15 protein-coding genes are annotated in these 15,126 nt (G+C 51.9%); 9 read left to right on the top strand and 6 right to left on the bottom strand.

Features of this window, described 5'->3' with window-relative positions; genetic code table 11:
* The first annotated feature begins 41 nt into the window (after positions 1–41).
* Positions 42–1,523 (top strand): sensor histidine kinase, encoded by a 1,482-nt coding sequence (locus tag ACFOWX_RS00935; RefSeq protein ID WP_381420579.1) that lies wholly within the window; start codon positions 42–44, stop codon positions 1,521–1,523.
* 129 nt (positions 1,524–1,652) lie between these two features.
* On the opposite strand, the gene ACFOWX_RS00940 is transcribed toward ACFOWX_RS00935, so the two are convergent.
* Positions 1,653–2,156, bottom strand: coding sequence for a Dps family protein (locus ACFOWX_RS00940; RefSeq protein WP_381420580.1), 504 nt, complete (start codon positions 2,154–2,156; stop codon positions 1,653–1,655).
* Between the two features lie 135 nt (positions 2,157–2,291).
* Between ACFOWX_RS00940 and ACFOWX_RS00945 the strand changes: the two genes are divergently transcribed.
* Both ACFOWX_RS00945 and ACFOWX_RS00950 read left to right on the top strand, forming a co-directional pair.
* Complete coding sequence (locus tag ACFOWX_RS00945) at positions 2,292–3,281, top strand: mechanosensitive ion channel family protein (RefSeq protein ID WP_381420581.1); 990 nt, start codon at positions 2,292–2,294, stop codon at positions 3,279–3,281.
* Positions 3,217–4,671 carry a DUF2254 domain-containing protein gene (locus ACFOWX_RS00950; protein ID WP_381420582.1) on the top strand — a complete coding sequence of 485 codons (1,455 nt, stop codon included), beginning with the start codon at positions 3,217–3,219 and terminating at the stop codon, positions 4,669–4,671. The genes ACFOWX_RS00945 and ACFOWX_RS00950 overlap by 65 nt, the downstream gene beginning before the upstream one ends.
* A gap of 45 nt (positions 4,672–4,716) precedes the next feature.
* Here the strand turns inward: ACFOWX_RS00950 and ACFOWX_RS00955 are convergent, their stop codons facing one another.
* On the bottom strand, positions 4,717–4,884 hold the full coding sequence (locus ACFOWX_RS00955; RefSeq protein WP_381420583.1) for a DUF1328 domain-containing protein: 168 nt from the start codon (positions 4,882–4,884) through the stop codon (positions 4,717–4,719).
* 122 nt (positions 4,885–5,006) lie between these two features.
* Here ACFOWX_RS00955 and ACFOWX_RS00960 point away from each other — a divergent pair, with 122 nt between their 5' ends.
* Complete coding sequence (locus ACFOWX_RS00960) at positions 5,007–5,396, top strand: hypothetical protein (protein ID WP_381420584.1); 390 nt, start codon at positions 5,007–5,009, stop codon at positions 5,394–5,396.
* A 119-nt stretch (positions 5,397–5,515) separates the two neighbouring features.
* Here ACFOWX_RS00960 and ACFOWX_RS00965 read toward each other — a convergent pair whose 3' ends face one another.
* The 3 genes from ACFOWX_RS00965 to ACFOWX_RS00975 form a co-directional block, all read right to left on the bottom strand.
* Entirely contained in the window at positions 5,516–6,172 is a 657-nt protein-coding gene (locus tag ACFOWX_RS00965) for a DUF2490 domain-containing protein (RefSeq protein WP_381420585.1), read from the bottom strand.
* 119 nt (positions 6,173–6,291) lie between these two features.
* The gene (locus ACFOWX_RS00970; RefSeq protein WP_381420586.1) at positions 6,292–6,966 is read right to left on the bottom strand and encodes an OmpW/AlkL family protein; all 675 of its coding nucleotides are present in this window, start codon (positions 6,964–6,966) and stop codon (positions 6,292–6,294) included.
* A 110-nt stretch (positions 6,967–7,076) separates the two neighbouring features.
* A complete protein-coding gene (locus tag ACFOWX_RS00975) occupies positions 7,077–7,682 on the bottom strand; it encodes a hypothetical protein (protein ID WP_381420587.1) in 606 nt (201 codons plus the stop codon).
* A gap of 40 nt (positions 7,683–7,722) precedes the next feature.
* On the opposite strand from ACFOWX_RS00975, the gene ACFOWX_RS00980 reads away from it, so the two are divergent.
* Genes ACFOWX_RS00980 through ACFOWX_RS00995 form a run of 4 tightly spaced genes read left to right on the top strand, consistent with a single transcriptional unit; the run spans position 7,723 to position 12,016 of the window.
* Positions 7,723–8,967, top strand: coding sequence for a sensor histidine kinase (locus ACFOWX_RS00980; RefSeq protein ID WP_381420588.1), 1,245 nt, complete (start codon positions 7,723–7,725; stop codon positions 8,965–8,967).
* Complete coding sequence (locus ACFOWX_RS00985) at positions 8,964–9,608, top strand: response regulator (protein ID WP_381420589.1); 645 nt, start codon at positions 8,964–8,966, stop codon at positions 9,606–9,608. The genes ACFOWX_RS00980 and ACFOWX_RS00985 overlap by 4 nt, the downstream gene beginning before the upstream one ends.
* A 3-nt stretch (positions 9,609–9,611) precedes the next feature.
* Entirely contained in the window at positions 9,612–11,543 is a 1,932-nt protein-coding gene (locus ACFOWX_RS00990; RefSeq protein WP_381420590.1) for a sensor histidine kinase, read from the top strand.
* 35 nt (positions 11,544–11,578) lie between these two features.
* Positions 11,579–12,016 (top strand): response regulator, encoded by a 438-nt coding sequence (locus ACFOWX_RS00995; RefSeq protein ID WP_381420591.1) that lies wholly within the window; start codon positions 11,579–11,581, stop codon positions 12,014–12,016.
* A gap of 173 nt (positions 12,017–12,189) precedes the next feature.
* Here ACFOWX_RS00995 and ACFOWX_RS01000 read toward each other — a convergent pair whose 3' ends face one another.
* Positions 12,190–13,902: an alpha/beta fold hydrolase gene (locus ACFOWX_RS01000; protein ID WP_381420592.1), complete on the bottom strand. Its 1,713-nt coding sequence runs from the start codon at positions 13,900–13,902 to the stop codon at positions 12,190–12,192.
* Between the two features lie 168 nt (positions 13,903–14,070).
* Between ACFOWX_RS01000 and ACFOWX_RS01005 the strand changes: the two genes are divergently transcribed.
* On the top strand, positions 14,071–15,099 hold the full coding sequence (locus ACFOWX_RS01005; RefSeq protein ID WP_381420593.1) for a hypothetical protein: 1,029 nt from the start codon (positions 14,071–14,073) through the stop codon (positions 15,097–15,099).
* Positions 15,100–15,126: the final 27 nt, after the last annotated feature.

Raw genomic sequence — 15,126 nt, forward strand, 5'->3', positions numbered from 1 at the left:
AATTGGATGCGACAATGTCATGAAACGTGTATGAGGGGATTATGACTTCGCAGCAAAATGATAAATCTCTGGCATCCTCCAACTGTATCGAAGAGGCGACCCGGTTACAGGTACTGGATGATTATCATATTTTGGATACCGACCCCGACATAGCTTTTGATCGTATCACCAAATTGGCATCGGACATTTTTGATGTACCGATAGCTTTGGTGTCTATGGTTGATGAAGGACGGCAATGGTTTAAATCTGCCATTGGTCTGGAAGATCGCGAAACACCCAGAGACATTGCTTTTTGCGATCACACCATTCGCAACAATGAGCCAATGATAGTCCCTGATGCAAGGGCCGATGAACGATTTTCAACCAATCCGTTGGTTACCGGTGCGCCGAAAATCCGATTCTATGCGGGCGCACCGCTGCAGACCAACGACGGACACACGCTTGGCACTTTGTGCATCATTGACAATCGGCTCAGGCATGATTTTGGCGACCGGCAGATGGAGCAGCTTCAAGATTTAGCCGATATCGTGATGGCCGAATTGGATTTGCGCAAAACGATATTGGAACGCGATCAGCTCCAGCGTATGCTAGATAAAGCATTAAATTATGCCAATGTGGCGGTGTGGGAATTAGATACCACGACCGATCAGGTAAAATGGGCGGGGGCCGCAGCCGAAATTTGGGGTAGCGATGTATCTGAAGCACTGGTTTCAGGCGACGACGCATTTGAACGCATCGTGAAGGAAGATTTGGGACAGGTTCAAGCCGCAATCGAAGCCGCAAGGCAGAGCGACCAATCTTATTCAGCTGAATTCCGCATCAATCATCCTGAAAAAGGTATGCGCTGGCTCGCTGGTCATGGAAATTTCGATATGAATGATGGTGTTGCACTGTTGTCGGGGGTTAACTTTGACATCACCGAAGTAAAACAGCAGCAGGCTTTAAGCGAACTACTAACCCGCGAATTGCACCATAGGATGCGCAATTTGTTTGCGACCATGCGGGCAATAATTACCCTTACCCGTCAAGCATCGACGTCAATCGAAGATTATATCGAACGGGTGGAGGGCAGGTTGAAGGCTCTTCACCGAGCGCAAAGCGTATTACTTAATGCCGATTTTCTATCGGGCTCCATCCATGCGTTGATGAAGGAAATGTCGGATGCCTATCCGCGCATCAAATGGCAGGGAGAGCAGCATAGCCTTTCCGAAAATGCGATGGTTGCTTTGTCGCTCATATTGAATGAGCTGGCCACAAATGCCGTGAAATACGGAGCCTTGTCCAACAGGGCGGGCGGCGTGAAGTTTGATTGGACTGTTTCGACAACCGCTGATGATGGGACGCAAGAATTGCAATTTGTCTGGCAAGAGCATGACGGGCCACCGATAAAAAATCCTCCGTCCAAAAGCAGTTTTGGAACACAGTTAATCGAACGCAGTGTCCGCGATAATCTGGGAGGAAGGCTGGAGCGGGATTGGAATATTCAGGGGCTGATATGCCGGATAGCGATGCCGTTAAAATAACATGGGGTGGTAAAATCGGGCGGGAGCTGCGGCTTGGCTAATGCTCATATGCAAGGAAAAGGGCCGCAACTTTGGAAAGTTGCAGCCCAGATGAGGGCAGACCCAGAAGCCCTCTTTGGTCGATGTGATTTAGCTGCTCATTGATCGCAGCATCCATACATTTTCTTCATGCTGACCAATGCGTGCGGTCAACATATCGGCGGTAAAAACGTCGCCAAAACCATCTGCAATTTCAACAGAATCGCGCAGGCGTTTCGCTATGGCTTCATTGTCAGCGATCAATGCTTCGACCATTTTATCTGCGGATTTGGGGATTGCGGCGCTTTCAAGCTCGCTTGTTTTGGCGAATTCTCCGAAGGATGCCGGTGCGATTTGACCCAGCGACCTGATCCGTTCGGCAATCGCATCTATGGCGGCGTGCAGATCGTTATATTGTTCTTCGGTAAGTTTGTGCAGGCTATAAAAAGCTGGCCCGACCACATTCCAATGGACGCCCAATGTTTTCAGATAGAGAATGTAGCTGTCTGCTAATGCCTCTTCTAACTTTCCCGCAATTTCCTTGCGGTCCTCGTCACTGATCCCAGTATCCACTTTTGCGTTTTTGCTAACGGCTTTCAATGCGGTATTTGCCATGCGTAAATCCTTTCTGGTTTGGTTTTGGTTATCCCATCAACCGCCGAAACGCCAAAATGTTCCCATCATCGTTTCTGGTACAAATGGAACGAATAGCTCGCGTGCGCGTTATCGGGGCATATTTTAGGGAGCAAAATGATGAGTAAGACCAATGCCCAAGCAGAGGTAATCGAACTAAACCCCGAAGTTGTGAAAGGGACGTTAGACAGCTGGTTGGACGGTTTTTTCGCGCTGCTACCCAATATTGCAGTGGCGCTTGTGCTGATCGCAGTCACGTTCTTTTTAGGTAAGATGATCCGCAAATCAGCAATTGGGCTAGCGGCGAGGCGGGATCGGGAAAATTTGGGCGAAATGCTTGGCTCTTTCGCCAAATGGTCTGTCTATGTCATGGGGTCATTACTTGCAGCAACGATCGTGGTGCCATCGCTGCGCCCAGGTGATTTAATAGCGGGCTTGGGCATTGGTACGGTGGCCATCGGATTTGCATTTAAAGATATTTTGCAAAATTGGTTGGCCGGTATTTTGATCCTCTTGAAACGGCCGTTTACCAATGGCGATCAGATCGAGGTCGATGATTATGCCGGAACGATCGAACATATTGATAGCCGGGCGACAATCATCAAAACATTTGATGGTCAGCGCGTCATCATTCCCAATAGCCAGCTATATACAAACTCCGTTTTGGTCAAAACCGCATATCGTTATCGCCGGAGCGAATATGATGTCGGTATCGGATATGGCGACGACATGGGCCGCGCGAAGGACGCAATCCTCAAATCTTTGCGCGAATTGAAAGAAGTCACGGATGAACATGATATTGAAGTTTTGCCTTGGGATCTTGCGGCAAGTTGGGTCACGCTGCGGGTGCGGTGGTGGACCGATACCGATCAATTCAGCGTTGTAACAGCCCGCGCGGCTGTAATTGCTGCGATAAAGCAGACGCTGGATGCGGAAGGCGTCGATATGCCCTATGAAACCGTGGTCAATCTATTCCATGACCAAACTGACGAGTTGGACGGTCGGAGAGACCAGCAAAGAGAAGGTTGGCCTGTGCCTGCAAATGGCGCCCCCAAATCGCGTTGGCAATTACGCGCTGACCTCACCAAAGAAACCAAGCCAGCATGAAAGCGGGTCGGCAGACGCCATGACATTGTCATCAGCTAAGCTTCTCGCAATTTTTGACCGGTTGCGTGCGAGCTATTGGTTCATTCCCGCGGTCATGGCCTGCGCCGCCCTCATCATCGCTATCGCGGCGCGATCAGCGGACATTTACTTAATAGAGGCTGGACAGAAATTGCCAGCATGGTTGCCCAAGGCAACGGCCGAAGATGCACGCTCCACTTTGGAGTTGATGGCCAGTGCAATCATTACGGTGGCGGGGGTGGTGTTCTCCGTCACGCTAGTCGCCATCTCCTTTGCCGCCGGGCAATATGGCCCGCGGTTAATTGGCAATATGATGCGTGATCAAGGCAGCCAGATCAGCCTCGGCACTTTTGTTGCCGCCTTTGTCTATATGATTGCGATCATCCAAGGCATTAACACGGCCAGCATGGAGAGGGATAATTATTATCCCGTTATCTCAATGATGCTCGCGTATGTATTCACCGCGTCCAGCGTCGGAATTTTTATATATTTTATTCATCATTCGGCAGAAGCCATCAACATCAACAATATTACCGCCGACGTTGGGAAATCACTGCTGCGCCAAACCGATAACATCTTTCCGGATGTTGACGAGGGCGGAGCGCATGGCGATATCCCTGACATTCCGGAAAATTATATCCAATTTCCGGCTAAGCAATCTGGCTTTATTCAAGCTGTTGACATTAAAAAGCTGATCCAAATTGCGAAGGATAATTCCGCCCGGATACATATTCTATACCGGCCAGGCGACTTTGTGACGACCGGGGACATAGTGCTGATCATTGAACCAAATGTCAGCGATAACGCGGAAATAAGCGAACAAATCCTGCCCTGTATAACGCTCGATATTGAACGTAACGCCCATCAAAATATCTATTTTTTGATCGACGAATTGGTGGAGATATTGGCTAGGGCATTATCACCTGGAATCAACGATCCATTCACTGCAATTTACTGCATGAACTGGATGAAAGCTGCCTGCATCGCGGTGGCCCGTAAAAAACCGCAACCCAGTGCATATTGCGACGATGACGGCGCTATTCGTCTGATTTCTCGCCCTGTCACATTCGCCGATATTTTGGCACGCTGTATGGATCAGTCGCGACCTTATACGAGCAAAGACCGCAATGCCGGGCTCCACAATATGAAGATATTGGCCGATATCATGCTGCGAACGGATAATGACGCTTACCGAAAGCTTATTTTGCGGCATGCGGAGCAATTGGCGCAAGATGGTGACGCGCATTTACGCAGCGTAATTGACCGCGATGAGTTAAAACAGCGCTATGTTGCGATCAAAGGGTTGGCGGACAAGCAGGGCCAGATTAACTCAGTGATTCATCAAGAAGCATGGATCGGAGGCAGCGCTTGAACCAAAAAAAAGCCGGAAAATCCGGCTTTTTTCATTTTGTGTTCGTTATGTTGCTTTTCGCAGGACATGCATTACAGCCGAAATCACGAATAACACTAAGAACGCAACGAACAAGATTTTCGCAATTCCAGCAGAAGCACCCGCGATGCCGCCAAAGCCCAAAAAGGCTGCGATCAGCGCAATTACCAAAAATATTAAAGCATAACGCAACATATTATTTCTCCATTTTTCTCTCCCTCAACATCAACGCACGGATGGTTGTTTAGTTGCAACGTGCAAGATGGAACAAAATCTGCTAACAGGCGTTGAGCATTTATAAATAAAAGGAGAAAATAATGCCAAATCCCAACTCACCAAAAGATTCTTTGAACGGTTCGCAAGCAGGCGTCATTCCCGCCATCCGCGATGCGGCCGCCACAGCGCAGGAAAAAATTGTCGGTACCGCGACATCGCTGTCTGAACGGGCCAGCGATGGTTTTGAAACGGGAATGGATCACGCGACCAAAGCATTGAATGCTGCCGGACAAAAGCTGTCCGAGGTGTCATCCAAAACGAAAAAAGCAATTCAGGACAATCCGGGTAAAACCGCTGCGATCGCAGGCGGGGTTGTTGCCGCTGCCTCTGTTGCCGGGGCAGTCATTTTGAAAAAAAGAGCGGACACCAAAAAAACAGGTACAAAGGCTAAAGCCGCACCGAAAACAAAAAGTACGAAAAGCAGCAGCTAGATTTTTTGACCGAATTATTCGCGAAATGGCCGCCGTCATGTTCAGCATGGCGGCGGCCGTCGCTTGATAGGTTTTGACCCTAGTCGCTTCTTGGCGCACCAATCACGGTGTCATTCCAATTAAAAACTATATTCTATTCCGATAATGGGTGCATGTCCGATGGTATCGGGGCGGCCGTTCCTGATATCTTGTTGCCGCAAATAGGCCGCGCTTAATGAGATCCGGTCGCTCAAGTCATAGGCCAAACCCACCTGTGTGCGCAGCCCGGTAAGACCTGTCGAGCTCCCGCGGTTATTCCCGCGCAATGTGAAAAAGAGCTCTGCGTCGCTTTTGAAGGTCCATTTGCCATCATCGCCCAAGGGAATCGCTGCGCCTATTCTGGGGCGTATCCGTAAACCCATTCTGTCTGCGTCTTCCACAAACCTCTGTTCCAAACGCAACCGGGTGCGCAAGATTCCGTGCTTGGTTGTCATTTGCTGAATAAGACGGGTTTCATTTGAAGCACCGTCATTGACCCGGCTTTCGAAAGCACCGCTGAGGGTCACATTATCGGCTATTTTCTGATTAACCCACAGGCGGACAAAATAGGTATCAGCCCGGCCTTCACCTGCGTCACGAAAGCGTTGTGCGGTCTCAATTTCCAACCCTGTGTTATCATCCACGTCAACGCTGACCGATGGGTTCAGCCAAAATTCCGCGCCATCATCGCTGGCATAAGCCGTTACCGGGAAAATAAGTAAGCTCGCAGCAAATGCGAGCGCCGTTTTTTTATACATTTTTATGCCGTCTTTCGCACTGAAATAATCCATTGAAAATATGCTGCAGGAAACCAGAGGGGGCGGAAATGGGGGGGAGGATGTCGCCGCCCCCTCTGGCGCTGCAGTTCGGCCTTACGTTAGAAACGATAGGTAAGGCCTGCACTTACAACCCATGGATCGAGATCATGTTCCGTCTGCAACGCGACAGCGTTGCCTGCGCGGAATGTTGCTGTGGTGCCAATGAAATACCGTTTGGCGTCGAGAGACAACCCGAGGCCCCGGTCATTCAGCTTCACGTCTACGCCGGTTTGCAAAACAAATCCAAGTTCATCCGACAGGTCGACGTCGGTTGCACCGAGCGCAGCGGCATCTGCGCCGACATCTTCACCAAAAATGAAGAAATAAGTTGGGCCTGCGCCGATATAGGGCTTAATCTTATCGCTCAGCTTGAAATGATATTTGGCCGTTACGGTTGCAGGCAGGATAATCAGGTCGTCGACCAGATCAGTTCCCTCCAAAGCGCCGCTGCCGCGAACATCGTGGGGGGTGATGCAACAAATCGTTTCAAGCGAAAAATTGGGCGATAGAAAATATTCGGCGGCAATCGTAGGCACTACTGAATCGGTTGCCCGCGACTGCGAACCTGCGGGCAGGCCAACTATATCGGTGTTCACATCGGTAATTTCACCGTCAGGAAGGACGCCGGTGACGAAAGCCTTAATCTGGATTTTGCCTTCTTCTGCCATTGCAGGTGTAGCCACGGAGACTGCCGTCAATGCCGCTGCAGATGCGAGTAATAGTCTGATTTTCATGTATATTGTCCCAATAAGTTCCCATCCAATAAGGAAGGTGCGTGGCTGGCCTGCCCGCGCGGTCGGCATCCGTTACTGATGATGCCTCCCGCGCAGTCAGGCCTGAATTATTAATTTGCTGTGTAGGGTAGAGATGAGTGATGCACGACGATGCGCAAACCGCCATCTGGACCGCGGACGTAGCTCCAGGTTTTGTCAACCATCGTGCGGTTACCCTTGCTATCAATGACGGTGACATTACCCATTGATGTGGCTGAATTGCCCATCAGCAAGATACCGGCATTGTTGATTTCAAAACCGCGCCAACCTTTAATGGCAAAGCCGCCGTCGCCTTTGAAGCGATCACTGCTTCCAACAAAATAGGCAACTGCGCCTTCGCGGTCGGTGCGGAATGTTTGCGGCGGGGCGGCCAATGTTGGTTTGAAGAGCACTGGACCCATTTGATAGCCATAGGCCCCGTCGACGACGCTCTCAGCTAGCTTCTTTGCCGCTGCAAATCCTTTCGTATCATATTCGGTTGCAATCGCGACCAAGGCATTGCCCCATGCCTGCTGCGCTGCTTCCACTTCGGCTTTCGTGATCGGCGCGTAAGTAGGGGCAACCATTGCCGCTACAGCAGTAGATGCTGCCTTTTCTTTTGCCGCCACCGGCGATGCCATTGCGGCCAATGGAAGGAATGCCGCGAATGCCATTGTTTTCAATTTTAACTTAGTCATGATGTATCTCCTGCATTTAGAAATTCGAGTAGGCCGTTATTTGCTGTGGTTCGTTGGCCTGCCCTTTGGAGATAGCGTTTCCGTTCGGACTGCAAATCCGCCGATTGGCATGCTGCGAGGCCTAGGCCGGATGGCCTATGCACTTTGTGAAAAAATCTATATTCATGCGCAGATGGACATCAAAACCACCGCCCTACCTCAGCAGATTGATACCACTGCGGATATGCGCGAAGTATATCGTGCCGCTGAATCGCGTGCGGCGCGTATGCGGTTATTGACCGCAACAGGGCGCGAGCTTGCCAATGCCACGCCGGATAACATCGAACAGGCTATGCAGAAATGTGCCGACCGGCTCGCTTATTTTGTGGGAAGCCGGAAAGGCCGAGTGACTTTGGGGCGTAGCGGCGACGGGATAGTTATCCCTGGCCCTGGCCCCGGCCATAAGCCATTGGGCTTTATCGAAATAGACAATGTAGGTGCCGAGGCTGACATAATGGACGCCGAAGACCGCGAAGCGTTCAAGATGCATTTGGAGCTGATGGGGGTCACGATCGACCGAATTGAAGGGGAACGGGAACGCATTAAATTGTTGGCGGCGCTGCGTGACCGGGAAAAACGGCTTGAATATATGGTTGCGCGGATTTTTACAGCGCAGGAAGAGGAACGGCGGCGTGTGTCGCAAGAATTGCATGACGGAGTTGCGCAAACCGCGACGGCCCTCGTGCGTTTATTGGAAGGGGCTGGTGACGCAGCGTCAAAGGACATAGTGGCGGCAGAGCGGACCCGCCTTGCCAATATCGGGCGCGACCTGGTGAAAGAGCTGCGCGCGGTCATTGGGGGGCTACGGCCCACGTTGCTCGACGATCTTGGTCTGGAGGCAGCATTGCAGTCATTGGCGGAAGGATTGGAGGAGGAGGGCTTTACCGTCAGCTTGTTCCTAGATGGTGAGGTCGCCCGCTTGCCCGCGCCGATAGAGACCGCCTTGTTTCGCGTTGCGCAAGAGGCCGTGTCCAATATCCGTAAACATGCCGGCGGGCCTTGTTCCGTCTTTATCGAATTGTCGCTGTCAACACAGGACGGCAGCAGGTCGCTATGCGTGCGTGATACGGGCGTTGGCGCAAAAATGCCGCCCGCCGATGACAAATATATAGGTACGGGCCAACATGTGGGTATTGACGTCATGCGCGAACGTATGACCGCGATCGGCGGCGAATTACATTGGCAGGCTGGTACCAATGGAGGCATCACCGTGATTGCCCGATTGCCAAAAGAGACAAACGCTTGACCGCGCCGCGTATTTTGATCGTGGACGACCACCAGCTCGCACGAGAGGGGTTGAAGGCTGTCTTATTGGATAGCGGGGTTGACGTGATCGGCGTTGCTGCAAATGGTGAAGATGCGATCATTCAGGCTCAGAAGCTTATCCCTGACGTGATACTGATGGATGTGCGGCTCGGCGCCGGCATCGACGGGTTGGAAGCCACAAGGCGGATAATGGCATTGGGATTGCCGATCAAAATTCTGATGCTTACGCTGCATGATATGCCCGGCTATGTGCGTGAGGCCCTGTCTGCCGGTGCGGCAGGTTATGTGTTAAAAGACACCGCCATTGGCGATTTGAAAATGGCGATTGAACAGGTGATGAAGGGCAATAGCGCGGTCCCTCTGCATCTGGTGAACGCGGCCATGCGTTCGGCGCCAATGCCGGGGCGGGACGCGGATCTGTCGAAAATGCTGACAAAACGGGAATTGGAAGTGTTGGAGTTGATCGCATTGGGCCTGACGAATAAGGAAATCGCTCGCCGCCTGGGTATCAGCCCAGCAACGGTGAAGGCCCATGTCGAGCGTATCATTGGCAAGCTGGGCGTGTCCGACCGCACCCAAGCCGCAGTGCTCGCGACGCAAATGCAGACGATAAGCAATTAGTTTATGCAGGCTATTCAGCATAAACCGCTATTACGTTTTTGGACCGACCGGCCGCTTGCGTTCAAAGGCTTGGTTGTCGTGGTGTTGCCGCTGGCCGTGCTTTTGGGCGCTTTGGTATCGCTATATTTAGCCAGTAATGCAGAAACACGGGCCGAAGAAAATGTTCGCCGCGCTTTTGCCATTCAACGCGACACATATCAGGTTCACGCGTTATTGGCGGAGGCCGCCGCTGGCGTGCGCGGCTTTGTGTTGACGCGTGAGCAGCGCTTTTTGGAGCCTTATCGCCGGGCCGAGGCCGCGTTGCCGCTTACCATGGCGCGGCTTGATGGGAATATCAAAGATGTGGTTGTCCGGCGCCAGTTTGAGGTTTTACGCACGCTGACTGTCCGCAAAAAAGACGGATTGAAACGCATAGTTGAACTTGCCGAAGCGCAGCCGGGGCGTGCGAATAACAGCGCTGAACTGGAAACTGCCCTGATGCTCAACAAAGATGTGCTGGACAGTATGCGGCAACAGATCGACAATATTCAACGGCGCGAAGCCATCCTGCTGGATCAGCGGACAATGCGGGTCGATGACGTGCGGCAGCGCTTCTTAGCGCTCACGGCGGTAAGCGCGCTGATCGGACTATTGGGCAGTCTTGCCGCCGTATATCTGTTTTCAACCGGTATCGTGCGCCGGGTCCGTGCATTAGAAGGCAATGCCGATAGTCTGGCTCGCGGAGAACCATTAAAGCAATTGCCGGATGAGGCCGATGAACTGGGCCGGCTTTCCCAAAGGCTGGTGGGCGCGAGCGCATTGCTCAGAGCGCGAGAGCAGGATCTTCGTGACAGTGAGCAGCGCTTTCGTCTCGTGGTTGAACGGGTGCGCGACTATGGCATTTTCGCGCTTAGCCCGGATGGCGTCGTGGCCAGTTGGAATTTGGGCGCGGAAAGGATCAAAGGCTGGCAGGCAGAGGAGATATTGGGTCAGCATTTCAGCCGCTTTTACCCACCCGAAACACGCGATCATTTGCCCGCAGAAATGCTGGCCAGAGCAAGCGCAGACGGTGCCGCCGAAGATGAAGGGTGGCGGGTGCGCAAGGATGGATCGCGTTTTTGGGCCAATGTTGTCATCACCGCTTTGCGCGATGAGCATGACACATTACGCGGCTTTGCCAAGGTGACGCGGGATATGACAGAGCGCCGAGCCGCCGAAGAGGCGCTGCGCAATGCACGGGAGGAAGCGATTACCGCCAACCTTGCCAAAAGCGAATTTCTGTCGCGCACCAGCCACGAATTGCGCACGCCGATGAATGCCATTTTGGGTTTCGGTCAGCTATTGGAAATTGACGCGGATGAATTTTCCGACAATCACCGAACGGCGGTGGAGCAAATAACCAAAGCTGGCCGCCACCTGCTGTCCCTGATTAACGACCTGCTCGATATTTCCAGTATTGAAACCGGCGGCTCTGACCAAAAAATTGAAGTGATTAGTCTCGCTGACTTGTTGCAGGAGGTGCATGCGCTTGCATCGCCAATTGTGAGCGGGGCGGGGCTGCAATTCTTGCTCGATCCGCCGCCATCCGCCATGGCGGCGAGCGCCGACCGTAGGCGTGTTATCCAAGTCATTTTGAACCTGGTCGCCAACGCGGCCAAATATAACCGCGACGGCAACTTTGTACGGCTGTCTTGCGAAGACCAACAGGAATGGATTCGCGTTGTCGTAGAAGATGATGGCCCCGGCGTCCTTAAAAAAGATGTTCCCCGCTTATTCACCGCCTTTGACCGTTTGGGGCAACAGGACCGCGCAAAGATTGAGGGCACCGGACTTGGCCTAACCCTGTCCAAAAGCCTGATCGAATCGATGGGCGGGGCCATCGGCTATGAGGCCAGAAAGCGGGGTTCAGCTTTTTGGTTTACTTTACCGCGCGACCGCGCCGATGAACCCAATTAAAGCGTTATTCCGTAACATTAGAAAAAGAGATTTCCATGCCCTCCCAAATTATTGATAGAAATAAAATTTTGTCACAGCGTATTTTGGTGATTGATGATGAGGAGGCGAATATCCTTTTGCTCCGCAGCATATTGGAACGGGAGGGGTATTCCGACATTCACACCTTAACGGATCCCACGGCGGCAATGGAAACCTATGTCGATGTCGCGCCTGATCTCGTCCTACTCGACCTGATGATGCCGCAGGTCGATGGGTTCCAATTGCTTGAAGCATTTTCCCGGCACGATAATCCAGACGAATTTCGTCCGGTACTCGTGTTGACCGCAGACACGACATTACAAGCGCGCCGCCGCGCCCTCTCGCTGGGAGCCAAAGATTTCGTCGCAAAGCCGTTTGATGTGATCGAGGTCGCCTTGCGTATCTCCAACCTCCTTGAGACGCGGTTGCTCTATGAGCAGCTCCGGCAGGGCTAATAGAAAAGCGAAAGCGGACGTTGGAATGCACCTGAGTGATGGTCGACAATTGCGAACTGTCCTGCCATTCGTCACCGAGATCGTCCTTGTTCAAAGTTGCCTTACGTTAAGACCTCCCGCTCAAATTTCTGTCTACTCGGCGAGGGTAACCCTAATTTTCAAGGTTTGATGTGTCAGGATATGCACAGGTCCGCTATTTTTTTGGCAACCAAATCCGGCCGTTGAAACGCGATTAACTCACCGCATTCTTCCAATATTTCAACGGATATATGCGGAAATCCGGCCGCCAAAGCGGCTACTTTATGGGCTGGATAGAAGCGGTCATGTGCCCCATGCAAAATGGTTATGCCTGGTTTTTCGTCGGTTAGGTCGCCATCCCAATCGGCCGCGATCATGCGGATTTCGTTGACCAGCGCCGCAGTGCCTTGCGCAAATTGCAATTCTGCACCCGCGCGGATCAGCGGAAGATTGTTCACATCATCCAAAACCGCCAAATCACAGGGAGATTCCGAATGCAAACGCCGCAAATACCATTCCACGCCATATTTTCGGATTTGTTGGTACCCAGCCTTAAAATAAATCTCGCTGGCCCACGGCGATAACGCCGCCATTTTGAATATGACCCGCTGATACTTAGGTAAATGGCTTAAATCCGACGGCCGATGTAGCGGCAGAAATCCGCCAATACATAATATATGCGATATTGCGGCTCTATTTTGTGAAGCATATCGGATCAGCGGAATAGCCCCGGAGCTGATCGCAACCGCAACGCATTGTTTTAAGCCCAAATGGTTTTGCAATGCGCCAATTGCGCGCGCCGCACTGTTTAGCGGATCGGGTAGGGGGGCGGGGTCTGAATTGCCAAAGCCCGGGCGGATGATGGAAAAAAGTTGGATGCCGCGCTCCGCCAGAATCTGCTGTGACGCATAAGGCAGCAAATGTCCGGCGGCTGTGCCATGAACCATGATCGCCGGGATCCCGCCTTGTTTTCCCATCCAGCTGAAACAAATTTTTCGCCCGTCGGTATCAAAAAAATGCTCTTCGCGTTCTAACGGGTCGCGCCATCCGGCTTTTATTGCCGGTTTTTGCTGTTCGAAACGTGCACAAATCATTGACAATAGCCGGACCAGATCGACTTGAGATACCGTACCGGTTTTGTCGAATATACTGCGCAATTGGGTTCGCACGGTTAGCACGCTGCCGCCTCGAATTTCCGCGATTTGTGCGGTATCGCGGTGGAGCAGGAGCAAGCGGGAAATTTCCACTTCGGCAGGAGTTAAATCGAACGCTTCTTCGAGTAATGCAGAGACCGAATCATCCCAAGATAACTCCAACAGCCGGACCACGAGCAAGCCTTCCTTATACGACGGGATGCTCAGGATATAGATCTCGGCTAGCGCGGCTTCTCCATTTTCCGCCGATATCCGCAGGATGGCATGCCGGCGGTTGGATTTTCCGGTGCAGCTTTTGCGCACAGTTTCAAATTCATTTCGCGCAGAGCATTCAAGCCAGTCCGTCGTAAGCCTGCCGCCGACGCTGGCATCGAACCAGTTTTTAGCAGCATCATTTGCAGAAATGATCTCGCCAGAACTGGTTGACACAAAAGCAGCAGATTTTGCATAGGAAACAATATGTTCAATAGGATCGGCTTGTTCCGCCGGGTCCTTCATGCTTTCGAAAATTTGACTAACAACAGCCAACCGTTCGGACAAAGCGGCGTCGTTATTTTTACCGTCGCTACTGGCCCTCATTGTGGCAAAGCGGCTTTCCCACGCATCCACCATATCGTCAAAGGCCGACGCATCGGTCACGCTTCGAAATGCGGCCTCTAAAATATCCAGATCAATTTGGTTAAGCGTTGGCCGCGGTTTGGGGGGCTTGGGCATAAGATGATACGATCATTTTATAGCTGATTTTTAGCGGCATACTGCATGTGGCGTATGACGAAAAGCGTAAATGTAAATATTCCTAACATCATTAGATTCACACAAGGCTGTGACAATGACGAACATCTGAGCAATCGTTGAGGTTGCAGCCATTTTTTGGGGGTTTTTATGAAATTATCTTTACGCAGCTATATTTCCATCGCGGCGATAACACTGGCGATATCCACATCGCCTGCAATCGCGAAGAAAGGTAAAAAGGCGAAAGCCGAAGCGACTGCTCAAGTTCCGCAGCTGATTTTATTTGGGCAAGAAAATCGCGCGGGGCAACAGCGGATCGTCACCGGCAGCCAAGCCGACCTGTCCATTTTGGGCGCGGACAATTTTGCTTACAGTCTGGATGCGTCGGGCAGATGGGAAATATGCATGGACACCGGCTTTCGCGCAGGATGCCGGATCGTGGAAGGCTTTATATCCAATCTTGGCACGGATTCGCGCGCAATATCCTCGGCGCGCTATGTTGGAAATAGCGTAGCGACTGCGCCAAGCGGACAACCGGCTTCAACCCCCGTCAGCGGACCCAAAGCGCAAGCCGCGCAAGCCTATCTATACAACACTGTCATTTTTGGTGAGATTAAACCGCAGCTGATTATCAACGGTTTTGAAGGTGAAACCAGCGGCAATTGGACGGCAACACAAAGCGTAGATGAATTGAACCAGATTTATTACGAAAAAGGAAGATACGGTGTTGTCAGCGGTGCGTTTGTAGGCCAGTTTTCCGGCAACACTTTTACCGGCAAATATTACGAAGAATTGGTGAATGAGGGATTGCAGGGAGCTTGCCAAGACAAAGTGAACGGAACCTTCTATCATGGTTCCTTGCTGATTGAGTTTTCGCCTGATCGCTCCTCTTTCAGAGCAAAGAAGAACCCTTGTAGTGAGGATACGGCCGATACCTATTTTGAATGGGACGGGAAGCTAGCGGGCAGAGCCGCGCCGGTGGTTGTTCAAACCGGCGGTAGGTCCGTTTCAGGTAATGGCGCTACGGCAAGCACCGGTCAAAATGGAGCGCCGCGCAAAGAAACGGCGGCTGACCGTATTGCCAGAACAGCTGCCGAAGCGGCCGAGGATGAAGCCAAGCGAAAAGCCGAGGAAAAAACCAGAGACGCGGTTCGCGGCGTCTTGGGCAAAGTATTTTAATGATCAGCCGATTGTTAAGGCGCTGAT

Source organism: Sphingorhabdus arenilitoris, assembly GCF_042651485.1.
Classification (GTDB): domain Bacteria; phylum Pseudomonadota; class Alphaproteobacteria; order Sphingomonadales; family Sphingomonadaceae; genus Sphingorhabdus_B; species Sphingorhabdus_B arenilitoris.